The organism is Nonomuraea sp. NPDC051941 (assembly GCF_044593615.1).
In genome coordinates, this window is record NZ_JBIUCF010000071.1 from 12410 (window position 1) to 34874 (window position 22465).

Consider the following 22465-nt stretch of genomic DNA (forward strand, 5'->3'; position numbering starts at 1 on the left):
GGACGCCGGACTGGAGGGCGTGTCGTGCCTGGTCAGGCGGCACGGCTGGGCGCCGCGAGCGTGGGTAGCGTGCTGGATATGGCCACCTTCGACCTGACCACGCTCCGGGCGGTCGTCTTCGACACCGACGGGGTGGTCACCGACACGGCGCGGGTGCACGCCGCCGCGTGGAAGCACGTGTTCGACGCGTTCCTGCGGGGCCGCTCCGCGCCGTTCGACGTGCGCGCCGACTACCTGGCCTTCGTGGACGGGCGGCCCCGGCTGGACGGGGTGCGCACGTTCCTGGCCTCGCGCGGCATCTCGATCCCCGAGGGCGGTCCGCAGGACGAGCCGGGGGCGGAGACCGTACACGGGCTGGGGCTGGCCAAGGACGCGCTGTTCGTGGAGGCGATCGCGCACCACGGCGTGGCCGCCTTCCCCTCCACCGTCGCATTGCTGCACGAGCTGCGCCAGCGCGGCTGCCGCACCGGCGTCGTCTCGGCCAGCAGGCACTGCCGGGCGGTGGTGTCGTCGGCGGGCCTGCTGCACCTGTTCGACGTGGTGGTCGGCGGGGAGGACGCCGCCGAGCTGGGGCTGCCCGGCAAGCCGGATCCCGCGCTGTTCCTGGAGGCCGCGCGCCGCCTGGAGCTGGCTCCCGGGGTGGTGGCGATCGTGGAGGACGCGCTGCCGGGCGTCGAGGCCGCGCGGAAGGGCGGGTTCGGCCTGGTCGTCGGGGTGGACAGGAGCGGGGCCGGGGTGCCGGGGGACGGGCCGCGGGCCGCCGCGGGGACCGGTGCCCGGGCGATGCTGGCCGCCGGGGCGGACGTCGTGGTCGCCGATCTGGCCGACACGGACGTCTCCGGCCGCGTTCCGGTGGGACGGCCATGAACGGCGCGCTCGGGCCCGTGCGCCGCGCGCCGTCGTTCGACGCCGGTCCGCTACCGCGGAGGCCGGCTCTTCATCGACGCCGGCCACCACGAGGCACGCGTGAACGGCACCGCGCGCCGTAGCCACACGCGAGGAGAAACGATCATGACTGGCACCGGAGATCTCGGACGCCGCCTCATCCACTGCCGCGAACGCCTCGGCCTGACCCGTGAGCAGGTCGCCGAGCGCGCGGCCATGTCGGCCGGCTACCTGAGATACCTGGAGGAAAATCCCGATATGCCGGACACCGGGGCCCTCTACCGCCTGGCGGACGCGCTGCAGACCACGGTGCACGAGCTGCTGGGCGGCGGCCTGGACCGCCCGCCCGGGCACGGCCCCGCCATGGCCAACCCGACGATGGAGGTGCTGGACGCGGAGGAGTGCCTGCGGCTGATCTCGCCGGGCGGGATCGGGCGGGTGGCGTTCAGCGGCTCGCGCGGGCCCACCGTGCTGCCCGTCAACTACAAGCTGCACCACGGCGTGATCGTCTTCCGCACCGCGTCCGGCGGCCCGATGGACCAGGACCTGCGTTCGGGGCTGGAAGGGGTGGACATCAAGATCGCGTTCGAGGTCGACAAGATCGACGAGGCCAACCGCGAAGGGTGGAGCGTCCTGGTTCAGGGGCCCGCCCACCACGTGACGGCGGACGAGATGGAGGAGGTGGCCGACTCGGGCGTCACGCCCTGGGCGGGCGGCGAACGCCGCCTCTACATCCGCATCGTCCCCCACCAGATCGCGGGCCGGCGCATCCACGGCATGTAGTGGCCCCGGCGTTTCGCCGCAGATCAGAGGCGGTGGGCCGGGATACTGGCGCCCCGGCGTTTCGCTGCTGATCAGAGGCGGTGGGCTGGGATACTTCGGTGGCCGGCCGGGCATGATCGCCCCTGTCAGGAGGTGCCGTATGAAACGCTTCACCGGGCCAGCCCTACAGGTGCTCATCGTGCTCGCGGTGGCGACCGCCGGCTGCGGGGCCGTGGGCGACCCGCGGGGCTCGGTCCCCGGGACGGCCTCATCCGAGGAGACCACCCCGCCGGGCAGCCCTACGACCACGCCTCCCGGCACCGGCACGCCGGCCCCTCGCGGGGGCCTGGTCGCCGGCCGCTACCAGCCGCTGTGGCCGTTCTCCACTCCCGGCGAGGCGATGGCGTGGCGGGAGGCGTACCGCAGGGACGGCCGCGAGGCGTGGCACCTCGACGCCCGCCGCACCGCGCTCGCCTTCACCCGCGACTTCCTCCGCTTCACCGAGATCGACCGGGTCGCCAAGTCCGTCCGGCAGGGCGACCACGCGCGGGTGCACGTCGCCTACCAGGCCGAGGAGGGCCCGCGACCGCTGGTGGCGGCCGTCGTGCACCTGGTGAAGTTCGGCTCGGGCGAGGACGCGCCGTGGGAGGTGGTGGGCACGGACGACACCTCGTTCTCGCTCACCAGACCCCGCTACGGCGCCACCGTGCGGTCCCCGCTGACCGTGGGCGGTCAGATCACGGGCGTGGACGAGAGCGTCAAGGTCCAGGTCCGCCGGCCCGGCTCGGCCACCCCGATGGGAGAGTCGTGCTGCGTGGGCGCCGGCGGGACCGGCTCGCCGTGGTCGGCCCGGGTCTCCTTCAAGGCGCCCCCGGGGCGGACGCTGACCGTCGTGGCGTCCACCGGCGGCCACGTGGCGACCGTCGAACGCTTCGCGGTGACGGGCGTGAACGTCGCCCCCTCCTGAACGCCTGCCCGGCGCCGCGAGATCCGGTCTCAGCAGGAGGTCTGGCCGGTCGGGTGGAGGCGGACGCAGCAGTGTTCGGGGGCGGGTTCCAGGCGGGCGGTGACGCCTGTCGCGGCGAGGCCTTCGAGGAGGCCGGTGAGGAGGCACAGGTTCATGCCGCAGACCAGTTCGGTGTGCTGCCGGGCCAGGTTGTGGAAGGGGCAGTTGACGAGGGTGATGCTGTCTCCCTCGGCGCGGGGCTCGAATCCGAGGGCTTCCAGGGCCGGCACGACCGCGGCGCGGGGGTCGGGTGCGGGATCGGCGGGGCGGGCCTCGCGGCCGAGCTCTCTGCCCAGCTCGCGGGCGCGCCGGTCGAGCACGTCGCGTGGTGGCTCTCCTGAGGTCTGCGCCTCCTGGAGAGCGTCGGCGAGCAGGTGGGCGGCGGTTTCGTAGCGCCGGTCCGGCAGGGAGATCGTGATCTGCCCGAGCGCGCGCCGGTAAAGCTTGGCCGGGCGGCCGGCGCCGGGGCCGGTGCGGCCGGTGCGGCGTTCGTAGACGGCTTCGAGCAGCCCTTCGGCCACCAGTTTGTCCAGGTGGAACGAGACCGTGTTGCGTGGCGCCTGCACGGCGTCGGCGGCCTGGTCGCGGCTCACCGGCGCGGGCTGTCGCACCACGAACTCATACAAGCGGCGCCGCGTCGGCTCGTCCAGCGCCGCGACGGCGGAGACGCGTGCCGGCCATGCCTCGTCGACCTCGCTCATTCTAAAAACCATTCTTGTTGACTAAATCACTGGGCACCTTCTAATGTTAGCGAAACTTGTCAATAGAAGGAGGGGTTCATGATGCGCTGCGCATCCGACGATCGCGGGCGGGCGGCATGAACGACTCCGTGGCGCAGCCGGTCGGTGGTTCGTCGCCGGACCACCAGCAGCGACGCCTGCGGGTGGTCCGGGGACGCGGCGATGTGGATCTTGAGGCCGCGCAACGGGCGGTGACCGACCTGCTGATCGCGCTGGGCCGGGACCCGGAGTCCGAGCATCTGGCCGACACCCCGAGGCGGGTCGCGCACGCCTATGCCGAGTTGCTGGCGCCGCGCGAGTTCAACCTGACGACCTTCCCCAACGAGGAGGGGTACGACGAGCTCGTCCTGGCCCGCGACATCCCGGTGCAGTCGCTGTGCGAGCACCACCTGCTGCCGTTCCAGGGCGTGGCGCACGTGGGCTACCTGCCCGGCGACCGCATCCTGGGGTTGTCGAAGCTCGCCCGCGTCATAGAGCTGTTCGCCCGCGATCTGCAGGTGCAGGAACGGCTGACCAAGCAGGTGGCCGACTGGTTGCAGCAGCACCTGGCCCCCAAGGGCGTCGGCGTGGTGATCGAGGCCGAGCACCTGTGCATGTCGATGCGCGGCGTGCAGGTCCGCGGGTCCCGCACGGTGACGTCGGCCCTGCAGGGGCTGCTCCGCGAGGATCCGCGCTCCCGGCAGGAGTTCTTCGCGCTGGCCGGAGCCCACGGCTAACCCCTCGTACGGGCCCCCGCTGTCGAAGGCTTTCTGCAGGACGGCGGCGAACGACAGAAGATCTTCGTGCACGACGCGGGGCGCGCCCGCGCCGCCTGACCGTCTCCGGCCACGATCGCGACAACGTGCTGTACCTGCGTACCGTCGACGACTCCGACCGCCTGCGTGCCACGCTGTCCGCCGCCACCAGGATCGCCGTCGTCGGCGCCGGCTGGGTCGGCCTCGAGACCGCCGCCGCGGCCCGCGCCGCCGGCGTCGAGGTCACCGTGGTGGAGCAGGAGCGGCAGCCGCTGCTCGGCGTCCTCGGCCCCGAGATCGGCGCCGTCTTCGCCGGCCTGCACCGTGACCACGGCGTCGACCTGCGGCTCGGCGCCCGCCTCGCCGCGGTCGCCGAGGCCGGCGTACGGCCGGCCGACGGCACCCACATCGACGCGGACGCCGTGGTGGCCGGCATCGGCGCCGTCCCGGAGACCGATCTGGCCGCCGCCGCGGGGCAGCCGGTCGACAACGGCGTCATCACCACAGCCGACCTGCGCACCGGAGATCCCGACATCTTCGCCGCCGGCGACGTCGCCAACGCCTACCACCCCCTCCTGGGCGGGCACATCCGCATCGAGCACTGGGCCAACGCGCTCAACCAGCCCGCCGTGGCCGCCCGCGCCATGCTCGGCCGGCAGGCCGCCTACGACGAGGTGCCCTACTTCTACACCGACCAGTACGACCGCACTCGCCGACTCCGCGACCCCGCTGCGCCGGCTCATCCGTTGACCACGGCGGTCAAGCGCCCGCGGACTCACATGGTCAGCAGGACGTTGATGACCACGGCGACAGCCACGATCAGCAGGATCCACTTCCGCTTGCTCGTGACGACCTCCCCTCGGCGTTCATGACGATTCGTGCGGGCCCGCGCGAACGCGAGGTGACGGGGCTCATGGCCGAGGGGCGTTCCAACGCGGAGATCGCCGAACGGCTGGTGCCGGCCGTGCTCGCCTACCTCAAGGCGTGATCCTCCCGTCCGTGAGGACGCTCAACGTCGTCCGTACGTCGTCCTCGTTGTTGAAGTAGTGAAAACCGAACCGCACGCGGTCGCCGAGCGCGGTCGCCCGCACACCCCGTTCGCGCAACCTCGCGGAGAGGCGGTCGGCATGATCGGTGCGCAGCACGACGATCTGGGAGAGCGGGCCGTTCACCACCCGCCGGAAGCCGGCCCCTCGCGCCTCCTCGGCGAGCTGCCGGGCGAGATCGAGGCAGTGCCGCTCGACACGGCCGGCGTCCAGCGAGCGGAACAGGCGAAGGGCCGCGCAGGCACCGATCCACGAGAACCAGGCGGGGGAGGTGTCGCACCGGCCGGCATCGTCCGCCAACCGCATGGGGCCGCCGAAGTAGCCGTGCGGGGGGCTGGTGGACTTCCAGCTCGGCGCGAGCGGCGTCAGGCCGCCGAGCCGGTCGGGCCGGGTGACGAGCCAGGCCGCGCCACGCGGGCACAACAACCACTTGTAGCCGTGTACGGCGAGGTAGTCGGGGCGCACGGCCGCCGGGTCGTAGCGCAGCGCGCCCAGCGACTGCGTGAGGTTGACGAACAGCCGCGCGCCCACGCGGTCGGTCGTCTCCCGCAGGGCGGGCAGGTCGAGCCGCTGTCCCTCCCTGCTGGTCACCTCGCTGACGGCGAGCAGGACGGTGTCGTCGTCCAGCGCGGCGATCAGGTCCTCCACCCGGGTCTCCCCGTCGCGCGCCGGGACCGCGACCACGTCGTGCCGGGCCAGCCACGGGAACAGGTTGCTGCGGAACTCCTCGGCCGCCACCACGATCCGGCCGGGCGGCAGGGACGCGGCGATCGTGGCGGCGGCCTCGGAGAGCGAGCCGAGGGCCGACACCGTGGCGGGTTCGACCCCGATCAGCCGGGCGAACAGGGCGCGGGCCCGGGCCGCCGCCGCGTCCCAGGCGTGCCAGTCGAGCTCGCCGGTGGACCAGTCGGACACGGCCTGGTGCATGGCCTCGGTCACCGGGTCCGCACCGGGAGGAACGCCCGGCGTGTCCAGCCATACCGTTGAGCGCAGCGCGGGGAAGAGCCTTCGGAAGTCCTCCGGGCTCATCGGCGGGGCAGGGCGGCCACGCCCTCGATCTCGACGGTCAGCGCCGGATCGGCCAGGGCCGTGACCACCGCGAGCGAATGAGCGGGCCAGTCGCCGTCCGGGTACCACTTCGCGAACGTCTCCGCCCGCGCCGCGCGGCAGCCCGCGACGTGTTCGACGCCCGCGACCAGGGTGAACAGCTTCACCAGGTGCTGCGGCCCCGCGCCGAGCGAGTCGAGCAGCAGCTCGATGTTGGCGAAGATCTGCCGCGTCTGGGTCTCCGCGTCCGGGCCCGCGAGGGTGCCGTCCGGCAGGGCGCCGACCTGGCCGGAGATCATCACCAGCTCATGGTCTGCCGGCACCGAGGCGAGGTGACTGTACTGGCCGATCGGCGGGGCCAGCGTGGGGGGATTCCAGCGGCGGATCATCGGGTCTCTCCTCGGAGGGCCGGTTTCTGGGGCGTCACAACGCTAGGCGGGGGCGACCGGCCGGATCACGCGTCCACCTGCGGAATTTCAGATAATCGAAAATCGGGCCGCCCCCTTCGGCGCGACCACGCCCCGCTGACGTGGCCGGGGCCCGGCGCACCATGATGGAGACCGCGGGCGTCCTCGCCCGGCGGGACCTGACAGGGAGGCGGACATGAGCGAGCCGGAGGCCGGTGGGAAGACCGTGCTGCTCACGCTGGAACGCGGCCTGCACGTGCTGGAGGCCGTGGCCGCCGCGGACGGCACCGCCACCGCGAAGGTGCTCAGCCGTCAGCTCGGCATCAAGCTCGGCACCTGCTACCACCTCCTGCGCACGCTGCTGGCCGGCGGTTACGTGGTGCGCCTTTCCGGCGGCCGGTACGACGTCGGCCACCGGGCGGCGTCGCTGAACCGGCACCTCCAGCGCCGGGCGGGACCGGCGCCCGAGCTGGCGGTGATCCTGGCCCGGCTGCACGACAGGACGCATGAGACGTCCTACATCTCCGGCTGGCAGCACGGAACGCTGACGTTGCAGCACTACATCTCCGGACCGCGCGCGATGAGCGTCGGCGAGCTCGACGTCGGCTACACCGGGCACATGCACGCGCGCGCCTCCTGCAAGGCGGTGCTCGCCTTCCTGCCGGAGGACCAGGTGGCGGCGATGTTCAAGGGAGTGGAGCTCGAGGCGGTCACCCCGCGCACGATCGTCGACCACGACCACCTCACCGTCGAGCTGGCCCGGGTGCGCAGGCGGGGCTACGCGGTGGACCGTGAGGAGTTCAGCGAGGGCGTGTGCTGCGTGTCGGCGCCCTTCTTCGACGAGACGGGTTCGCCGACGGGCGCGTTCACGGTGTCCGTCCCGACGACCCGGTTCCAGGAGAGGCAGGCCACGATGACCATGGGGGTCCGGGAGGCGGCCGCGATGGCGACCGGCCTCCTGCGCGGGCGGGCCGTGGCCCACGCGGGGCTGGATGGGAGGGTGTGTCCCTGCATCGCCCGATAAGGACACCGCCCCGGACACGCCGCACGGAAACGGCTACCGCCCGCTAGCTGCGATGACGCCGGTTGATCGGTTAGCCTCGGCACGGGAACGGGCGCGCGCCGCCACGACCGGGGCCGGGGACCGCAACGCAGTGAGGTGCTCATGAGCCAACTGGACAACGCCCCGCCGGAGAGCGGGTCACTGGCCGAACTCGCCAGGCGACACGGGCTGCGCCCCGCCATCGCGCGCCCGAGACTGCCCGTCTACACGCGCCAGCTGTGGGAGCGGCGGCACTTCATCCTGACGTACGCGACCTCGCGCAACGTCTCCAAATACTCGGGGTCCGCGCTGGGCCAGCTCTGGCAGATCCTCACCCCGCTGCTGAACGCGGCCATCTACTACGTGATGTTCGGCCTCATCCTCGGCGGCAGCAAGAACATCGACAACTACCCGGCGTTCCTGCTCACCGGGATGTTCGTGTTCACGTACACGCAGCGGACCGTCACCGCGGGCGCCAAGTCGATCTCCGGCAACCTGTCGCTGATCCGCGCCCTGCACTTCCCCCGGGCGTCGCTGCCGCTGGCGTACACGATCCAGGAGCTGCAGCAGCTCACCATCTCCATGGGGGTGCTGCTGGTGATCGTGACGGTGACGGGGGAGTTCCCCACGTGGTTCTGGCTGATGGTGCCGATCGTGCTGGCGCTGCAGACGTCGTTCAACATCGGGGCGGGGCTGGTGCTGGCCCGGCTGGGGTCCACGGTGCGGGACCTCAGCCAGTTGCTGCCGTTCATCATGCGGACGTGGCTGTACGCGTCCGGGGTGTTCTTCGCCATCCATGACAAGGTCGTCAACAGCGCCCGCCTGCCGGAGTGGGTGGCGACGGTGATGTACCTGAACCCGGCGGCCTCCTACATCGAGTGGATGCGCGACATCCTGATCGGGAGCCACGTCCCGCCACGGACGGTGTGGCTGTCGTGCGTGTTCTGGGCGGTGTTCTCGCTGATCTTCGGGTTCTGGTACTTCTGGCGGGCCGAGGACCGCTACGGGCGGGGCTGACCGGGAACGGCGGCGTCACTGGCTTCCACCACCGCCGCACCCACCGCCACCGCCCCCGCCGTCGGACTCGCCGCCTCCACCGTCGGAGCCGCCCCAGCCTCCGCCGCCGCCGTCATGGCCGTGGGACCCGCCGCCGCCGTCGAACAGGCCGCCGAAGTCGAAGAACCTGCCCTCGTACGAGGGGTCGCCGTAGGAGTAGGCGGGGCTGCCGTACGACCCGCAATGACCGGGTGCGCAGCACGCCGTCCGCACCCCGCGGTGGCTCCTGGCCCGCGTGTCGCGGGCCAGCGAGTCGGCCAGCCGCCGGTCCGGCAGCTCGGTGAGGCCCCGCAGCGCCACCACCCCGGCGTCGTCCGAGACCTTCCAGGACCCGTCCGCCAGGTCATCGACCTCGGCCTGCCGCAGAGCGGCCCGCCCGGCCCTGGTCACCGGGTTCGCCATGGAGCGCCGCAGCAGGAAGAAGCAGAGCACGCCGACGACGGCGGCCGCCCCGGCGATCACGATCGTGGCCGGCGGGGCGCGCCGGAGCAGGCTCACCACGGCCACGACCGCCGCCAGCCCGGCGAAGACGGCCAGCCAGCTCGTACGCCGCCGCGACCGCGTCCGGACGGCCGGCGACATCAGGAACCCCTGCCGCCACAACGGCGTCGCCAGCCGCCGCATCGCGTGATCGCGGACCGTCTGGTGCCGCAGCTCGGCCGTCGTGTGCGGCCCCCCGCCCGAACGCACGTGCCGGTAGAGCGCCCGCTCGACCGGCACCGACTTGGTCACGCGGAACCCCTTCACCGGCGTGACCAGCCCTTCGCTCGACACCCGCACCCCGCCCTGCGAGACCAGCGACACCAGCGCCGCGTTGATGACCCGCCGCGGCCCGCCCGCGAGGAACGCCGCCTCGTAGACGCTCAGCCGGTGGCTCCCGCGCGCCGCGACGGAACGGGCACGGAACAACGCGAATTGCGTCCGGATCGCTGTGAGGACGACCAGCGCGAGCAGCACGATGGCAGCCGTGTGTAAGACCCCGTCCATACAGCCTCCCCAGAGGCGGCCCCTTTGCATGAAGGACTCTTCCGGAGACGCGAGGGTTCCCGGAAACACTTAGAGGTTTCTCGAACCATGCGAGCGGGATGAACGGACGGGGCAGGTGGGTTGCACGAGGCGATGAACGCCCGCATTCCCGCTGAGGAGATCGCATGAGCGCACCCACCGACGACCGCCCCGTACGGCAGCTCCGGCTGGTGGTGGAGGCCGAGGACTACGAGGCCGCGCTGGCCTTCTACCGGGACGTGCTGGGCCTTCCCGAGCAGGCCGCGTTCTCCGGCGGTGACGGCGCGCGGGTGGCGATCCTGGACGCCGGCAGGGCCACGCTGGAGATCGCGAACCCGGCGCAGAAGAAGATGATCGACGAGGTCGAGGTGGGACGGCAGGTGGCACCGAAGCTCCGGGTGGCGTTCGAGGTGGACGACGCGCGGGGCACCACCGAGCGGCTGGTGGCGGCGGGTGCGATGGAGGTGGCGCCGCCCACGGTCACGCCCTGGGAGTCGCTGAACGCCCGGCTGGACGCGCCCGCGGGCCTGCACATCACGGTCTTCGAGGAGCTGCGCGACCTGGAGGAGCGCCAGACGCTCGACGGCTTCGGAACCGACGCCTGAGTGCGTCAGCGGGGCGCCCGCACCGGCCGCGGCGGCTCCAGCTCCGCCTGGCCGGGCAGGACGCCCCGCGCCCGCACCCCGTTCATCCGGGTGACGCTTCCCATCCCCTACACCTTAGACGCCCGGAGATCACCGCGATTCGGGTGAATACCGCCCTTGACCTGGGCAGGCCCTTGACTCGGGCCCTGACCGGGCATGCGATTTCGGTATAGGACGGAATCGACGGCCCGGCGGCTACGACGAACGCCGGCGCCGCCACCGCGCGTCGGCCAGCGACCAGGCGGCCTCCCACTCGCGGTAACGTCCCCGGTCGAGCAGCAGCCGGACGCCCGCGAACCCCAGCCCCGCGACCACCGCCGCCACCAGCACCAGCAGCAGCGTCGTCGCCACGGCCGTGACCCGCAGGTCGCCGGGGCTCGGCGGCGCGCTGACCCGCCGGCCGCCGGGATCGACCCAGATCCGCACCTCCGTGCCCGCCTTGGCCAGGGGCGGCGCCATCACCCGGCCGGTACGCGCCAGCCCGGCCGGCGTCGTCCAGTGCGCCGGGGCCGGCTCGCTCCGGGGCGCCTCCCCGAACGACAGGCGCGTCACCGGCGCGTCCGCCAGCAACGTCGCCACCACCTCCCGGCGCCCGTCGCCGAGCGCCGGCAGCGCGTGCTCGTACGACTGCCGCCCCGCCGCCGCCGCGGGCCACACGCTGAGCAGGACGAGGGCCACCGTCACGAGCAGCACGGCGCTCTCCAGGCGGTCGGAGCGCCGCCGCAGCGGGTTGCCGTCCGGCCGGTGCCGCCGCACCCACCGCATCACCGACTCGGTCACGTGCATCATCATGCACCAGAGCACCGGGTGCTCACCGGGCGGTCGGGCGGGCGCGGACGTGCATGCGCTCCCCCTGAGGGCCGAACAGGGCGAGGATCTCGGTCGGCTCCGGGCCGGGGTTGGCGGACGCGTGCGGCGTCCGCGTGTCGAACTCCGCCACCTCCCCCTCCGTCAGGATCACGTCGTGCTCCCCGAGGAGCAGCCGCAGCCGCCCCGACAGCACGTACATCCACTCGTAGCCCTCGTGGACCTTCTGGTCCGACGGCCCCGGCTCGTAGCCCGGCCAGTGCGGCGGGAAGATCTGCTTGTACGCCTGCACCCCGCCGGGCCGGCGGCTCAGCGGGATGAACGTCGTGCCGTGCCGTTTGAAGGGGCGCAGATGAACGCGCGGGTCACCGGTCACCGGCGCGTCGATCAGCTCGTCGAGCTGCACCTGGTACGCCCGGGCCAGCAGCAGGAGCAGCTCCAGGGTCGGTTTGCGCTGACCCGACTCCAGGCGGGACAGGGTGCTGACGGAGATGCCGGTGCTCGCGGACAGCTGCGCCAGCGTCTCGCCACGCTCCTGGCGCACCGACCGCAGCCGCGGCCCCACGGACTGGAGTACGTCGTCGAGGTCGTCCATGCGACCTACTTTGCCATTTCGGCAATGAAATTTGTCAAATCGGCCGCCGGGCGCGGACAGTGTCGGACATCGGAATCACCGTGAGGAGAGGCGATATGGACACGAAGTACGACGTCGTGGTGGTCGGGGGCGGGGCCGCGGGACTGAGCGGGGCGCTCACGCTGGGCCGGGCGCGGCGCAGGGTGCTGGTGGTCGACGCCGGCCGGCCGCGCAACGCGCCCGCCGAGGGCGTGCACACGTACCTGGGGCGCGAGGGACTCTCGCCGCTCGAACTGCTGGCCGTGGGCCGGGAGGAGGTGATCGGGTACGGCGGGGAGATCGTGACCGGCACCGTCACCACCGCCGAGCGGCTCGATGACGGGGGCTTCCGCGTCGTGCTGGCGGACGGCGCCACGGTCGAGGCGGACCGGCTGCTGGTCACCACCGGCCTGACCGACGAGCTGCCGGACGTGCCGGGCCTGGCCGAGCGGTGGGGCAAGGACGTGCTGCACTGCCCGTACTGCCACGGCTGGGAGGTGCGCGACCAGGCAATCGCGATCCTGGGCACGGGGCCGCTCTCCGTTCACCAGGCGCTGCTGTGGCGGCAGTGGAGCGCCGACGTGACCTTCTTCCCGCACACCGCGCCCGAGCTCGGCCATGACCAGCGGCGTCAGCTCGCCGCCAGGGGCGTCACCGTGGTCGAGGGCAAGGTGGCGGGCCTGGAGGTGACGGACGGCAGGCTGTCCGGGGTGCGGCTCGCCGACGGGCGCGTGGTCGCCTGCCAGGCTCTGGCGACCGCCGGCCTTCTCACCGCCCAGGCAGGGCTGCTCGCGGCGCTGGGGCTGGAGACGGAGGAGATGGAGATGTCCGGGCACGTGATCGGCACCCGCGTGCCCGCCGACCCGATGGGCGCCACCAGTGTGCCCGGGGTGTGGGTGGCGGGGAACGTGACCACCCTGAACGAGCAGGTCATCGGCGCCGCGGCGGCGGGTGTGCGGGCGGCGGCGGCGATCAACGCCGACCTGGTCGCCGAGGAGACCCGCCGCGCCGTCGCCGCCATGGATGTCGCCCCGGAGGAGTACTGGGACTCCCGTTACTCCGAGAAGACCCGGATCTGGAGCGGGAACCCCAATGTGACGCTCGTCCGCGAGGTGTCGGACCTCGAGCCCGGCACGGCGCTGGACCTGGGGTCCGGCGAGGGAGGCGACGCGATCTGGCTCGCGGGAAGGGGGTGGCGGGTCACCGCGGCCGACGTCTCCGGCGTGGCGCTCGAACGCGCCGCCGGGCACGCCAAGGAGGCGGGCGTCGCCGACCGTATCGACTGGCAGCGCCACGACCTGGGCGTGTCCTTCCCCGAAGGCGTCTTCGACCTCGTCTCCGCCTGCTTCCTGCACTCGTTCGTGGACCTGCCGCGCGAGGAGATCCTGCGCGCCGCCGCGTCGGCGGTCGCCCCCGGCGGGGTGCTGCTGGTCGTCGGGCACGTGGGATGGCCGTCCTGGGAGCACAACCCGCCCGTCGAGGTGCACTTCCCGACGGCGCAGGAGGTCCTGGACGCTCTCGGGCTGCCCGAGGGGGAGTGGGAGGTGCAGGTCCGCGAGGAGTACGAGCGCGCCCAGGACGAGCCGGACGGCCGGCACGGCGCCCGCACGGATAGCGTGCTCAAGGTTCGCAGGCTGCCCTAGCGGGGCGTCTGGCTGCGGTAGGAGTGGCCGAGCTCGGGGCCGAGGCCGAAGTAGTGGCGGAAGTTGTAGATGAGCGGGCTCCACGTGCCCGGGTCCACATGCTGGGTGCCGGGCACCACGATGCGCGGGTCCGCGTGCACCCTGCTCACGACGGCCTCCGCGATGACGAACGACCCCGAGACGTCGTGGCCCACCCGCTCCGCCCGCGCCTCGAACTGGAGGGGGCACTCGGCCACGCGCGGCGGCCGTACGGTCTCGGACGGCTCGGGCCGCAGTCCGGCCGCGGCGAACTTGCCGGGCTCGTACCGGCAGCCCGCGTGCTTGGTCGCCGGCACCGGGTGCCGCCCGGTGAGGGGCGCCAGCCGTTCGACCGCCTCCCACTGGTGGGGAGCGGGCAGGTTGACGACCACCTCCGGGCGGCTCATGAGGTTGCGGGCGGTCTGCCCCTCGGCGCCCAGCCCCAGCACGATCACCTGGCCCAGCGCCCAGGCCGAGGACATCGGGGCGAGGTTGAACGTCCCGTCCGGGTTCTCGGTGGAGAGCAGGACGACCGGGGTCCCGAAGTACAGGATGCTCGGCTCGATGGTCACAGTGTTCATGCGGGCGAGCCTAGGAACGGGACGTTCAACGCCGGACCGAAACGTCGTAGCGAATCTACAATGTAAAGGCGCCCGGCTCGGCGCGGTACGCCGTCCCCTTCCCGGCAAGCGGCACCGACGCGGCAGCCGCGGGGATGAACGCCGACTCGCCCGGCCGCAGCGTCAGGCCGGCCAGGCGGGCCTCCCCGTCGATGCAGACGACGATCTGGGGCGCACCTCCGGGCAGCGTGTGGGGGCTGTCGAGGTCGTAGCGCGTGAGGGCGAACTCGGGGACCGGCGGCCGGTAGCGGTGCTCGCCGGGCGTGTCCTGCTCCGGCCGGACCAGGTGCGGGGCGGACGGTGTGAAGTCGACGACGCGCATGAGCTCGGGCACGTCGATGTGCTTGGTGGTGAGCCCGCAGCGCAGCACGTTGTCGGAGTTGGCCATGATCTCGACGCCGATGCCGCCGAGGTAGGCGTGGGGGACCCCGGCGCCGAGGTAGAGGGCCTGGCCGGGGGCCAGGTTGACGTGGTGGAGCAGGAGCGCGGCGGTGACGCCGGGGTCGCCGGGGCAGGCGCGGGCGAGGTCGCCGTAGACGGCCAGGCCGGGGTCGTCCGACTCGCGCAGGGCGTGCTCGACCTGGGCGCGCAGCGGCTTGTGGGCGTCGTCGAGCATCTGGGCGAACACGGTGCGCAGGTCGCCCGCTCTGAGCAGGTCGCTCCAGGGGGTCAGGTCCGGCACGGCGAGACGGTCGAGGAGGGCGGCGGTGGCGGCGGGGTCGCGGAAGCCGCACAGGCCGTGGAAGGGGGTGATCGCGCAGACCATCTCGGGTTTGTGCGAGGTGTCCTTGTACGTGCGGTCGGGGTCGTCGATGGGGACGCCGCGGGCATCCTCGTCGGCGAACCCGGCCTGGGCCTGCTCGGTGGTGGGGTGGACCTGGAGGGAGAGCGGCCGTTCGATGGCCAGGACCTTGAGCAGGTAGGGGAGGGCGGGGCCGAAGCGGGCGGCGGCGGCCTCGCCGAGGGTGCCGGCGGGGTCGTCGGCGATGAGCTCGTTGAGCGGGATGCCGCCGACGGTGGAGGGGTCGCCGGGGTGGGCGCCCATCCAGAGCTCGGCCTGGGGCCGGCCGGTGGGCTCGGTGCCGAAGAGCTGTGGCAGGGCCGTCACCGAGCCCCAGTCGTAGGGGCGGATGGCGGTGGCCAGGCGCGTGGGCGCCGGGTCGGGCTGTGGCACGGCGTTGTCTCCGATCGTCGTGCTTGGAGCGTAGAACGAGACGGGCGCTTGTGCGTAGCCGGGGGCTGCGTTGCGGGGCTGCTATACACGGGTATAGTCTGCTTTTCAGGTGAACAGCGAGCTATACAGGGGAACGGGATGACGACCGTACCGGATCCGGAGGATCTCACGGCGCGTGCGCGGATCAGGGACGCGGCGATGCGGCACATCGGCGAGCACGGGTTCGAGCGGGCGACGATCCGCGACATCGCGGAGACCGCCGGTGTGTCCCTGGGGCTGGTGCGCCATCATTTCGGCTCGAAGCAGGCGCTGCGCGAGGCGTGCGACGAGCAGCTGATGAAGACGATCCGCAGGCTGAGCGAGCAGGCCGCGAGCGACCCCTACGGCGCCGGGCTCAACCCGGCCGCCGTCATGGGCCCGTACCAGCCCTATCTGGCGCGGGCGCTGACGGAGGGGTGGGCGGCGCCGCTGTTCGACGAGATGGTGGATCTCGGCGAGGGGTGGATCGCCGAGGCCGACAGGAGCCGTCCCGATCCTCCCGACGTGGACGCCCGGTCCCGTTCGACGATGATCGCGGCGATGGCGTTGTCGGCCACGGTGCTGCGCCAGCACGTCGAGCGTGGCATGGGTGTGGATCTGACCAGCCCGGAGGGGCAGGTCAAGCTGATGCGGGTGATCGTGGACCTCTACTCTCACCCGCTGCTCAGCCTGGAGGAGGCCGCTGAGGCCAGGAAGGCCCTCGATCGGGGCGCGACCACGTGAATCTGGAGGAGCACCACCATGAGTGACGCCATCGTGGTGAAGGGGCTGGTGAAGTCGTTCGGGACGGCCAGGGCGCTGGACGGGCTCGATCTCGGTGTGCGGGCCGGCGAGGTGCACGGCTTCCTGGGGCCGAACGGCGCGGGGAAGAGCACGACGATCCGGATCCTGCTGGGCTTGGTGCGGGCCGACTCGGGCACCGCCCGGCTGCTGGGCGGTGATCCGTGGTCGGAGGCGGGCGAGCTGCACCGCCGCCTGGCGTACGTGCCGGGCGACGTGACGCTGTGGCCGTACCTGTCGGGCGGCGAGGTGATCGACCTGCTGGGCCGGTTGCGGGGCGGGCTGAACGCGCGGCGCAAGGCGGACCTGCTGGAGCGGTTCGACCTGGATCCGCGCAAGAAGGCGCGGACGTACTCGAAGGGCAACCGGCAGAAGGTGGCCCTGGTCGCCGCGCTGGCCTCCGAGGGGGAGCTGCTGATCCTGGACGAGCCCACGTCCGGCCTGGACCCGCTGATGGAGGAGGTGTTCCGGGAGTGCGTCAGGGAGGAGCGGGCGCGGCGTACGGTGCTGCTGTCGAGCCACGTCCTGTCCGAGGTCGAGGCGCTGTGCGACCGGGTGACGATCATCCGGGACGGCCGCACGGTCGAGACGGGCACGCTGGCGGAGCTGCGGCACCTGACCCGCACGTCGATCGAGGCCGAGCTGGCGGGCCCGGCGGACGGGGTGGCGGACGGGCTGGCCGGGCTGCCCGGGGTGCACGACCTGCGGGCCGGTGACGGGCGGGTGCGGTTCAGCGTGGACGGCGTGGCGCTGGACCCGGCGCTGCGCCGGCTCGCGGAGGCGGGCGTGCGCAGCCTGGTGAGCCGGCCGCCGACGCTGGAGGAGCTGTTCCTGCGCCACTACGAGCGGCACGCGGAGAGCGTGGGCTGACCCCGGACGGGCAGGCCCGCCCGTCCGGGGCGCTTCAGCGGGCGCGCGGGCCGAGCAGGACGGGCATGCTGCGGGTGCTGTTGCCCAGCAGCGTGTCCAGCGGGGCCAGGTCCTCGGGCCGCGCGGCGGGCGCGATCTCCGGGAACGCCTCGAACAGCGCCTGCAGCGCGATCTCCGCCTCGATCCTGGCCAGCGGCGCGCCGAGGCAGAAGTGCGGCCCGTGCCCGAAGGCCAGGTGGGCGCTCGGCGGGTTGGTGATGTCGAAGCGGTCGGCGTTCTCGCCGAACTGGCCGGGGTCGCGCCCCGTGGCGGCGAAGCAGGCCAGCACGGGCTCGCCGGTCCGCAGGTGCACGCCGTCGATCTCGATGTCCTGTACGGCGTACCGCATCGGGAAGTAGGCGATCGGCGAGTCCCAGCGCAGCGTCTCCTCGACCGCCGCGCCGTAGTCGCACTGGCCGGTACGCAGCAGTTCGAGCTGGTCAGGCCGGTTGAGCAGGGCGCCGATGGCGTTGGTGATGAGGTTGACGGTGGTCACGTGCCCGGCGATGAACAGCAGCTCGATGGTGGCGAACAGCTCGTCGGAGGACAGCCGGTCGCCGTCCTTCTCGCGCAGCCTGAACAGGTCGGTGATGAGGTCCTCGCCGGGCGTGTCCCGGCGCTCCTCGATGATCTGGTCGAGCAGTTCGTGCAGGGCCCGGCGTACGTCGGGCGAGTCGTCGAGCGTGTCGGACACCTGGGCCACGGCGTCGGAGAGCTCGTGCAGCGCGTCCTGGTGCTCGGCCGGGATGCCGATCAGCTCGGAGATGACCTCGCGCGGCAGCGGGTAGGCGAACTCCCTGCGCAGGTCCACCGGCTCGTCAGGCGGCAGCTCGGCGAGGGCGTCGACGAGCCTTTCGGTGAGCGCCTCGATCTTGGGGCGCAGCTGCCGGAGCCGGCGCGCGGTGAACGCGCCGGCCACGGGGGTGCGCAGGCGGCGGTGGTCGTCGCCTTCGGCGTTGAGCATCGAGGTGTCGGTGACGATGCGGTCGATGGCGGTGCCGGCCGGGCAGGTGTCGCGGGTGGCCCAGTGGCGGATGTCCCTGGACAGGCTCGGATGGGTCAGGACCGTCAGCAGCGTGGCGTAATGGGTGGCGGCCCAGGCGGGCACGCCCTCGGCCGTCACGGGCACCAGCGGGCCGGCCGCACGCAGCCGGTCGTTGTCGGCGTGCAGGCTCGGGGTGGCCGGGTCGAGGACGAACCGGGCATGTGGGCACCCTGGGACGGCGTCCGGGTCGTATCCGTCTGCGGCTTCTTGTTCCCGAGCGTCGAGAGTGTCCTGATCGAGGCGGCTTTCTTGGCTCATGGGTCTTCCCGTCCGTCTGTCGTTGGGTCATCCCGCGCGGCGCGGGCTCAAGGCCAGCGCGGTCACGTCGAAGCCGGGGTCCTGGTCGAGATACAGGTCGCGGACCAGCTCCCCGGCGGCGGGCGCGTTGCACAGGCCGTGCCCGGAGAAGCCGGTCGCGTACAGGAAGGCCGGCGGTCCCGGGTGGTGGCCGATGAAGGCGGTCTTGTCAGGGCTGGCGTCGCGCAGGCCGGTGACGGCGGTGTGCAGCGCGAGCCCGGCCAGGCTCGGGTACGTGGCCGCGAGGCGTTCGGCGACCTGCCGCCGCCACGCCTCCCGGTCGGGCCCCGGGTAGCCCATGCCGATGAGCAGCCGGTCGCCGCGCAGCCGTACGAGCAGGCCGGTGGCGGCGTGCAGGGTGACCGGGATGTCCGGCGTGTCCGGCGGCAGCGGGTCGGTGGTGAGCAGCTCCTGCTCGATGGGCTCGGTGAGCGGCAGGTCCACGCCGGCCTCGCGGACGAGCGAGGCCGACCAGGCGCCGGCGGCGCAGATGATGGCGTCGGCGCCGACCTCGCCGGCGGCGGTCCGCACGAGCCCGGCCCGCGTGTCGATGGCGGTGACCGGGCAGCCGGTACGCAGCGTCGCGCCCGCCTGCTCGGCCGCCTGCGCGTAGGCGGTGACGATGGCCGTGGTGTCGGAGATGTAGGCCTGCGGCGAGTACGCGGCGGCCACCAGCGGGAAGTCCCCGATGAGCGGGTTACGCTCCCTGGCCTCCTGCGCGCCGATCAGGTTCACGTCGACGCCGGCGGCGTGCTGGGCGGGCAGGTCGGCCTCGAACGCGGTCACCTGGTCGGCCTCGGTGAACAGCACCAGGTAACCGACCTGCCGCAGCGGCAGGTCGATCCCCGGCCTGGTCGGGAAGGCGTGGTAGGCCGCGAGGCTGCGCACGGCCAGCGCCGAGCTGACCGGGTTGCCGGCGAAGTAGGAGCGGACCACGTCGGCGGTGGCGCGCGAGGCGCCGGAGCCGAGCGTGTCCCGCTCCAGCAGCGTGGTGTCGACGCCGGCCTCGGCCAGGTGGAACGCGATCGACAGGCCGATCACGCCGCCGCCGACGACCACTACCCGCGGACCGCTCATGCGGGCGTCTCCTCGCGGCGCAGGTGCTCGCCCGCCTCCCATGGGAACAGGTGCAGGTTCCAGCCGCCGAGGCAGTTGCAGTAGAGGGCCATGTGGGCCATGACGGAGACGAAGTCCTCGTGGTCGTCGAGCCGGTCGAGCCCGTCCAGCAGACGCTGGGTGAAGCCCCACAGGGTGTCGAGGCCGCAGTAGCCGAGGAACTCGGCGGGCGTGTGCGCGAGCTGGCGGGTCATCTGGCGCAGCCACGGCATCGGCATGCCGTCGAGGGCGGCGCGGACGAGGCCGCCGTAGCAGCTGTAGCCGAGCGGCCGGGTCTCGCCGTTGACGAACAGCAGCGTGGTCAGGACCGTCTCGTAGCTGCCGGCGCCGGACGGGATGCGGCCCGCGTGCAGGTCGAGCAGCTCGCGGGGCGGGTCCAGCCAGATGCGCTCGGTCTCGGCGTGCACGTCCTTGACCAGCTCGTTGAGCTGCGGGTCGCCGATGGGCAGGCGCGGAAGCTGGTGTCCGCTGGGCTCGCCCTCGCGGCGCACTTCGGCGATGACGGGCCTCTTGGTGGTGTAGACGGAGTGCCATACGTCGCGGCCGGCCTGGACCAGGGCGTCGAGGTCCTCCGGGACGACCTGGCCGATCGGGGTGGCGGTCATGGGCTCGGTGAGCTCGCCGTACTTGATGCCGAGATGCTGCAGCCGCGAGCAGAACAGGGTGCCGTCGGGCACGGTGCGCCGGTCCACCTTGTATTCCGCTGGTGTGTGCAGCAGCGAATGGACCGGTGCGACGTGGTAGAGGTGATATCCGGCGACCAGGGCGTGCCCCTGCAGGCTGCGGTAGGGCAGGGCGTCCCACAGGCACTGGGCCAGGGCGCGGTTGCGCTGATCGAGTTCGGCGGCCACGGTGATGCCGAGGCTGGGCCAGGTGATTTCCACACGCTTCGATTCGTTCACAATACGTCACTCTAACGTCACGAATTGTGCCGAAAGAGGCGGGGTCGTGCTATTGACCGGTGCTTGACGTGCTCTTCTGTGGCTTGGTGCTTTCGTGCGCCGGCGCTGCTCACAGGGAGGTGCGGGTGAACTGCTGGTTCTGGCCGCCGTTGCAGGGATACTGCTTGAACTGCACGTCGTCGGCCTGCGAGGAGCTGGGCAGGTCGGCGCACTTGCCCGAGTGCCTGGCCACCAGGCGCAGGTAGCCGCCGCCCGCGTCCTGCAACGTCCACTGCTGATTGGCGCCGGTGCCGCACGTGTACTGCTGGAGCGCCGCCCCGTCGGCGGTGGAGGCGCCGTTGACGTCCAGGCACTTGCCGGAGTTGCGGGCCACGACCTGCACGTAGCCGCCGCTGATCGACTGGATGCGCCACTGCTGGTTCGTGCCGCCGCCGCAGGCGTACTGGATGACCGCGGCCGCGTTGGCGGTGGAGCCGCCGCGCACGTCGGCGCACTTGCCGGAGTGGCGCACCGTCAGCCGGTCGTAGCCGGTGCCCGTCGTGGCGATCGTGCCGGCGGCCGTGTCGACGGTGAGCTGGCGCGCGTAGGTCAGGCTCATGGACGTGCTGCTCGGGAACCGCACCGGCAGCCACACGTACCGGGAGTCGTTGACGGGCCCGCCCCACGCGCCGGCCCACCGGTCGCCCAGGTACAGGTACGACGTGCCGGACGTGCCCTGCACCGGCAGCACGTAGGCCGGCTGGGAGCCGAACGTCAGCGAGTCGCCGGTGTTCTGCCACGAGCTCCACGTGCCGGTGATGCTGGTGGCGGTGGCGTACTGGGCCTGGTTGGGCTGCCAGCCGGTCGCGGCCGAGGTCAGCATGAAGTACACGCCGTCGCGCTTGAACATCGCCGGCGCCTCCCGGTGGTCGCCGGCCCACATGCGCGCCAGCACGGCCACGTCGGTGTAGTCGGCGCTGAGCCGGTAGACGTGCAGGTCGTAGTTCTCGTTCGCGGCCGAGATCATGTAGCCGGTGCCGTCGGTGTCGACGAACGTGGTGATGTCGCGCGACATGTGGCCGAGCGGCCGGAAGCTGCGCAGGTAGGTGTAGGCGCCGTCCACCGTGTTCGAGACGGCCACGGCGGCCCGCGCCTCGCCGTAGTCGCGGCCGTTCTCCTTGTGCATCCACATGACGAACCGGCCGGTGGCGGCGTTGTAGACGACCTTGGGCCGCTCGATGTTGGCGACCTGCAGCTCGGCGGAGCTGGACTGGGTGAGCACGTGGTTGCGGAACTCCCAGGTGCGCAGGTCGGCCGAGCGGTAGGCGGAGACGTAGCGGAAGGTGCCGTCGGCGTTGCGGTTCTCCCCGAACCAGTAGTAGTACGAGCCGACCTTGATCACTCCGCCGCCGTGGGCGTGCAGCAGGTTGCCCGAGGTGTCGGTGAACTGCGCGCCGACCGGCACGGTCACGGGCGCGGCCGTCGCCGGGGCGACGGGGGTCAGCGTGAGCGCCAGGCAGAGCCCGGCCAGCAGGGTCAGGAGACGGGACATGGCGTCAGTCGGTGCAGTTCGCGGAGACGGTGACGTCGTAGATGTACCAGACGCTGCCGGGTGCGGCCCACACGAGCGCCGACGTGGTCGTCCAGTTCACGCAGTTGACGCCGGCCGCGAGCACCGCCGCCCGGGCGGCCTGGGCGCCGTTCTGGACGGCGGCGCCGGAGGTGGCGCCGCTGCCCTGGCGGGTCTCCGAGCGCGCCACCGGGTACGACGGTCCGGGAGGCTGCGGGACGCAGGTGCCCGACGCGGTCGCGTTGAAGACGTAGGCCGAGCCGTCGGGCGCGGTGTAGACGTGGGCGGAGGTGACCGACACGCTCGGGCAGACCTCGCCCTCCTGGGCGGCCTGCCGGTTCAGCTCCGCGCGGGCGTTGGCCTCGGCGTTCGCCTGACCGGCCGACCAGCTGGGTCCCCAGCCGGACGAGCTCGCGGTGCGGAACGTGTCCGCGTGCGCCGGAGGGGAGGCCAGGGTGACCGCGGCGACGAGCGCCAGCGCCGGGAGGAGGTGCCGAGGTGCCATCGGGGGTCCCTTTCGCGTGGGGGTCGCGCCAGGAGCGCCACTCCGGCACCCGTCGGACGGCCGGCGCCGGATAG

Annotated in this window: 23 protein-coding genes and 1 pseudogene; 11 read left to right on the top strand and 13 right to left on the bottom strand. The window is 72.6% G+C overall.

Features of this window, described 5'->3' with window-relative positions:
* Window positions 1-78 precede the first annotated feature (78 nt).
* The 3 genes from ACIHFD_RS61230 (at window position 79) to ACIHFD_RS61240 (ending at window position 2614) form a co-directional block, all read left to right on the top strand.
* A complete protein-coding gene (locus ACIHFD_RS61230) occupies window positions 79-867 on the top strand; it encodes an HAD family hydrolase (RefSeq protein ID WP_397374828.1) in 789 nt (262 codons plus the stop codon).
* A 144-nt stretch (window positions 868-1011) separates the two neighbouring features.
* Window positions 1012-1668 (top strand): helix-turn-helix domain-containing protein, encoded by a 657-nt coding sequence (locus tag ACIHFD_RS61235; protein ID WP_397374829.1) that lies wholly within the window; start codon window positions 1012-1014, stop codon window positions 1666-1668.
* Window positions 1669-1807: 139 nt separating this feature from the next.
* A complete protein-coding gene (locus ACIHFD_RS61240) occupies window positions 1808-2614 on the top strand; it encodes a hypothetical protein (protein ID WP_397374830.1) in 807 nt (268 codons plus the stop codon).
* A gap of 29 nt (window positions 2615-2643) precedes the next feature.
* On the opposite strand, the gene ACIHFD_RS61245 is transcribed toward ACIHFD_RS61240, so the two are convergent.
* Window positions 2644-3354: a helix-turn-helix transcriptional regulator gene (locus tag ACIHFD_RS61245; RefSeq protein WP_397374831.1), complete on the bottom strand. Its 711-nt coding sequence runs from the start codon at window positions 3352-3354 to the stop codon at window positions 2644-2646.
* A 116-nt stretch (window positions 3355-3470) separates the two neighbouring features.
* Between ACIHFD_RS61245 and folE the strand changes: the two genes are divergently transcribed.
* Window positions 3471-4109: a GTP cyclohydrolase I FolE gene (gene folE, locus ACIHFD_RS61250; RefSeq protein ID WP_397374832.1), complete on the top strand. Its 639-nt coding sequence runs from the start codon at window positions 3471-3473 to the stop codon at window positions 4107-4109.
* 89 nt (window positions 4110-4198) lie between these two features.
* Window positions 4199-4999 (top strand): annotated as a pseudogene (locus ACIHFD_RS61255) (NAD(P)/FAD-dependent oxidoreductase); the annotation flags it as partial.
* A 105-nt stretch (window positions 5000-5104) separates the two neighbouring features.
* Here the strand turns inward: ACIHFD_RS61255 and ACIHFD_RS61260 are convergent.
* Both ACIHFD_RS61260 and ACIHFD_RS61265 read right to left on the bottom strand, forming a co-directional pair.
* Window positions 5105-6202, bottom strand: a complete 1098-nt coding sequence (locus tag ACIHFD_RS61260; RefSeq protein ID WP_397374833.1) for an aminotransferase class V-fold PLP-dependent enzyme — start codon at window positions 6200-6202, stop codon at window positions 5105-5107.
* The gene (locus tag ACIHFD_RS61265) at window positions 6199-6609 is read right to left on the bottom strand and encodes a RidA family protein (protein ID WP_363985396.1); all 411 of its coding nucleotides are present in this window, start codon (window positions 6607-6609) and stop codon (window positions 6199-6201) included. Before ACIHFD_RS61265 ends, ACIHFD_RS61260 begins: the two co-directional genes overlap by 4 nt.
* 214 nt (window positions 6610-6823) lie before the next feature.
* Here ACIHFD_RS61265 and ACIHFD_RS61270 point away from each other — a divergent pair, with 214 nt between their 5' ends.
* On the top strand, window positions 6824-7651 hold the full coding sequence (locus ACIHFD_RS61270; RefSeq protein WP_397374834.1) for an IclR family transcriptional regulator: 828 nt from the start codon (window positions 6824-6826) through the stop codon (window positions 7649-7651).
* A gap of 141 nt (window positions 7652-7792) precedes the next feature.
* A complete protein-coding gene (locus tag ACIHFD_RS61275; protein ID WP_397374835.1) occupies window positions 7793-8686 on the top strand; it encodes an ABC transporter permease in 894 nt (297 codons plus the stop codon).
* A gap of 15 nt (window positions 8687-8701) precedes the next feature.
* On the opposite strand, the gene ACIHFD_RS61280 is transcribed toward ACIHFD_RS61275, so the two are convergent.
* Window positions 8702-9712 carry a TIGR04222 domain-containing membrane protein gene (locus ACIHFD_RS61280; RefSeq protein WP_397374836.1) on the bottom strand — a complete coding sequence of 337 codons (1011 nt, stop codon included), beginning with the start codon at window positions 9710-9712 and terminating at the stop codon, window positions 8702-8704.
* Window positions 9713-9876: 164 nt separating this feature from the next.
* On the opposite strand from ACIHFD_RS61280, the gene ACIHFD_RS61285 reads away from it, so the two are divergent.
* Window positions 9877-10335 (top strand): VOC family protein, encoded by a 459-nt coding sequence (locus ACIHFD_RS61285; protein WP_397374837.1) that lies wholly within the window; start codon window positions 9877-9879, stop codon window positions 10333-10335.
* A 234-nt stretch (window positions 10336-10569) separates the two neighbouring features.
* Here ACIHFD_RS61285 and ACIHFD_RS61290 read toward each other — a convergent pair whose 3' ends face one another.
* Both ACIHFD_RS61290 and ACIHFD_RS61295 read right to left on the bottom strand, forming a co-directional pair.
* Window positions 10570-11154 carry a hypothetical protein gene (locus ACIHFD_RS61290; RefSeq protein ID WP_397374838.1) on the bottom strand — a complete coding sequence of 195 codons (585 nt, stop codon included), beginning with the start codon at window positions 11152-11154 and terminating at the stop codon, window positions 10570-10572.
* Between the two features lie 31 nt (window positions 11155-11185).
* Window positions 11186-11776 carry a helix-turn-helix transcriptional regulator gene (locus ACIHFD_RS61295; RefSeq protein ID WP_363985407.1) on the bottom strand — a complete coding sequence of 197 codons (591 nt, stop codon included), beginning with the start codon at window positions 11774-11776 and terminating at the stop codon, window positions 11186-11188.
* Window positions 11777-11871: 95 nt separating this feature from the next.
* On the opposite strand from ACIHFD_RS61295, the gene ACIHFD_RS61300 reads away from it, so the two are divergent.
* Window positions 11872-13437: an FAD-dependent oxidoreductase gene (locus ACIHFD_RS61300; protein WP_397374839.1), complete on the top strand. Its 1566-nt coding sequence runs from the start codon at window positions 11872-11874 to the stop codon at window positions 13435-13437.
* Here the strand turns inward: ACIHFD_RS61300 and ACIHFD_RS61305 are convergent.
* The gene (locus ACIHFD_RS61305) at window positions 13434-14036 is read right to left on the bottom strand and encodes a flavin reductase family protein (RefSeq protein WP_350743043.1); all 603 of its coding nucleotides are present in this window, start codon (window positions 14034-14036) and stop codon (window positions 13434-13436) included. The genes ACIHFD_RS61300 and ACIHFD_RS61305 overlap by 4 nt on opposite strands.
* A 55-nt stretch (window positions 14037-14091) precedes the next feature.
* Window positions 14092-15249: a mannose-6-phosphate isomerase, class I gene (manA, locus tag ACIHFD_RS61310; protein WP_397374840.1), complete on the bottom strand. Its 1158-nt coding sequence runs from the start codon at window positions 15247-15249 to the stop codon at window positions 14092-14094.
* 138 nt (window positions 15250-15387) lie between these two features.
* Between manA and ACIHFD_RS61315 the strand changes: the two genes are divergently transcribed.
* Both ACIHFD_RS61315 and ACIHFD_RS61320 read left to right on the top strand, forming a co-directional pair.
* The gene (locus ACIHFD_RS61315) at window positions 15388-16011 is read left to right on the top strand and encodes a TetR/AcrR family transcriptional regulator (protein WP_397374841.1); all 624 of its coding nucleotides are present in this window, start codon (window positions 15388-15390) and stop codon (window positions 16009-16011) included.
* Between the two features lie 18 nt (window positions 16012-16029).
* A complete protein-coding gene (locus ACIHFD_RS61320; protein ID WP_397374842.1) occupies window positions 16030-16938 on the top strand; it encodes an ATP-binding cassette domain-containing protein in 909 nt (302 codons plus the stop codon).
* 34 nt (window positions 16939-16972) lie between these two features.
* Here ACIHFD_RS61320 and ACIHFD_RS61325 read toward each other — a convergent pair whose 3' ends face one another.
* The 5 genes from ACIHFD_RS61325 to ACIHFD_RS61345 all read right to left on the bottom strand — a co-directional run bounded on the left by ACIHFD_RS61325 (window position 16973) and on the right by ACIHFD_RS61345 (window position 22391).
* Window positions 16973-18280 (bottom strand): cytochrome P450, encoded by a 1308-nt coding sequence (locus ACIHFD_RS61325; RefSeq protein ID WP_397374843.1) that lies wholly within the window; start codon window positions 18278-18280, stop codon window positions 16973-16975.
* A gap of 27 nt (window positions 18281-18307) precedes the next feature.
* A complete protein-coding gene (locus ACIHFD_RS61330; protein ID WP_397374844.1) occupies window positions 18308-19396 on the bottom strand; it encodes an NAD(P)/FAD-dependent oxidoreductase in 1089 nt (362 codons plus the stop codon).
* The gene (locus ACIHFD_RS61335; RefSeq protein WP_350742956.1) at window positions 19393-20337 is read right to left on the bottom strand and encodes a hypothetical protein; all 945 of its coding nucleotides are present in this window, start codon (window positions 20335-20337) and stop codon (window positions 19393-19395) included. The genes ACIHFD_RS61330 and ACIHFD_RS61335 overlap by 4 nt, the downstream gene beginning before the upstream one ends.
* A 109-nt stretch (window positions 20338-20446) precedes the next feature.
* Entirely contained in the window at window positions 20447-21868 is a 1422-nt protein-coding gene (locus tag ACIHFD_RS61340) for an RICIN domain-containing protein (RefSeq protein ID WP_397374845.1), read from the bottom strand.
* 4 nt (window positions 21869-21872) lie between these two features.
* Complete coding sequence (locus tag ACIHFD_RS61345) at window positions 21873-22391, bottom strand: hypothetical protein (RefSeq protein ID WP_397374846.1); 519 nt, start codon at window positions 22389-22391, stop codon at window positions 21873-21875.
* Window positions 22392-22465 lie beyond the last annotated feature (74 nt).

Coding starts and splice junctions, on each gene's coding strand:
- folE (WP_397374832.1), top strand. CDS start 3,471: ATGAACGACTCCGTGGCGCAGCCGGTCGGTGGTTCGTCGCCGGACCAC.
- ACIHFD_RS61235 (WP_397374829.1), top strand. CDS start 1,012: ATGACTGGCACCGGAGATCTCGGACGCCGCCTCATCCACTGCCGCGAA.
- ACIHFD_RS61265 (WP_363985396.1), bottom strand. CDS start 6,609: ATGATCCGCCGCTGGAATCCCCCCACGCTGGCCCCGCCGATCGGCCAG.
- ACIHFD_RS61260 (WP_397374833.1), bottom strand. CDS start 6,202: ATGAGCCCGGAGGACTTCCGAAGGCTCTTCCCCGCGCTGCGCTCAACG.
- ACIHFD_RS61280 (WP_397374836.1), bottom strand. CDS start 9,712: ATGGACGGGGTCTTACACACGGCTGCCATCGTGCTGCTCGCGCTGGTC.
- ACIHFD_RS61305 (WP_350743043.1), bottom strand. CDS start 14,036: ATGAACACTGTGACCATCGAGCCGAGCATCCTGTACTTCGGGACCCCG.
- ACIHFD_RS61325 (WP_397374843.1), bottom strand. CDS start 18,280: ATGAGCCAAGAAAGCCGCCTCGATCAGGACACTCTCGACGCTCGGGAA.
- ACIHFD_RS61320 (WP_397374842.1), top strand. CDS start 16,030: ATGAGTGACGCCATCGTGGTGAAGGGGCTGGTGAAGTCGTTCGGGACG.
- ACIHFD_RS61270 (WP_397374834.1), top strand. CDS start 6,824: ATGAGCGAGCCGGAGGCCGGTGGGAAGACCGTGCTGCTCACGCTGGAA.
- ACIHFD_RS61230 (WP_397374828.1), top strand. CDS start 79: ATGGCCACCTTCGACCTGACCACGCTCCGGGCGGTCGTCTTCGACACC.
- ACIHFD_RS61285 (WP_397374837.1), top strand. CDS start 9,877: ATGAGCGCACCCACCGACGACCGCCCCGTACGGCAGCTCCGGCTGGTG.
- ACIHFD_RS61245 (WP_397374831.1), bottom strand. CDS start 3,354: ATGAGCGAGGTCGACGAGGCATGGCCGGCACGCGTCTCCGCCGTCGCG.
- ACIHFD_RS61295 (WP_363985407.1), bottom strand. CDS start 11,776: ATGGACGACCTCGACGACGTACTCCAGTCCGTGGGGCCGCGGCTGCGG.
- ACIHFD_RS61315 (WP_397374841.1), top strand. CDS start 15,388: ATGACGACCGTACCGGATCCGGAGGATCTCACGGCGCGTGCGCGGATC.
- ACIHFD_RS61240 (WP_397374830.1), top strand. CDS start 1,808: ATGAAACGCTTCACCGGGCCAGCCCTACAGGTGCTCATCGTGCTCGCG.
- ACIHFD_RS61345 (WP_397374846.1), bottom strand. CDS start 22,391: ATGGCACCTCGGCACCTCCTCCCGGCGCTGGCGCTCGTCGCCGCGGTC.
- ACIHFD_RS61340 (WP_397374845.1), bottom strand. CDS start 21,868: ATGTCCCGTCTCCTGACCCTGCTGGCCGGGCTCTGCCTGGCGCTCACG.
- ACIHFD_RS61275 (WP_397374835.1), top strand. CDS start 7,793: ATGAGCCAACTGGACAACGCCCCGCCGGAGAGCGGGTCACTGGCCGAA.
- ACIHFD_RS61330 (WP_397374844.1), bottom strand. CDS start 19,396: ATGAGCGGTCCGCGGGTAGTGGTCGTCGGCGGCGGCGTGATCGGCCTG.
- ACIHFD_RS61300 (WP_397374839.1), top strand. CDS start 11,872: ATGGACACGAAGTACGACGTCGTGGTGGTCGGGGGCGGGGCCGCGGGA.